Origin of the sequence: Enterobacter soli (assembly GCF_964208575.1) — a bacterium.
Lineage (GTDB): Bacteria > Pseudomonadota > Gammaproteobacteria > Enterobacterales > Enterobacteriaceae > Enterobacter > Enterobacter soli_A.
On sequence record NZ_CAXOFU010000048.1, the window covers coordinates 1 to 749 of the forward strand.

Annotated in this window: 1 pseudogene; it reads left to right on the forward strand. The window is 64.6% G+C overall.

Annotated elements, in window-relative coordinates:
- Window positions 1-749, forward strand: a pseudogene (locus AB6V08_RS23155) (hypothetical protein); the annotation flags it as partial.

Sequence of the window (749 nt, forward strand, 5' to 3'; positions counted from 1 at the left end):
GCTGCCAAAGCGGACGCGGCTCAGGCCGTGGACGACATGGCATACCTGAGCGACGAGCAGAAGGCCGAAGCGAAGGACGCGATCCAGTCAGCAACGACCGTACCGGACGTGGAGCAGGCTGTTGCCGATGCCGCTGCCCAGAACCTTGACGCTGCCAAAGCGGAAGCGGCTCAGGCCGTGGACGACATGGCATACCTGAGCGACGAGCAGAAGGCCGAAGCGAAGGATGCTATTCAGGCTGCAACGACCGTACCGGACGTGGAGCAGGCTGTAGCCGATGCCGCTGCCCAGAACCTGGAAGGTGCTAAATCAGAAGCGGCACAGGCCGTGGACGACATGGCATACCTGAGCGACGAGCAGAAGGCCGAAGCGAAGGACGCGATCCAGGCTGCAACGACCGTACCGGACGTGGAGCAGGCTGTAGCCGATGCCGCAGCCCAGAACCTTGATGCTGCCAAAGCGGACGCTACCCAGGCCGTGGACGACATGGCATACCTGAGCGACGAGCAGAAGGCCGAAGCGAAGGACGCGATCCAGGCTGCGACGACCGTACCGGGCGTGGAGCAGGCGCTGGCCGATGCCGCTGCCCAGAACCTGGAAAGCGCCAAAGCGGACGCGACTCAGGCCGTGGACGACATGGCGTACCTGAGCGACGAGCAGAAGGCCGAAGCGAAGGACGCGATCCAGGCTGCAACGACCGTACCGGACGTGGAGCAGGCGCTGGCCGATGCCGCAGCCCAGAACCTTGA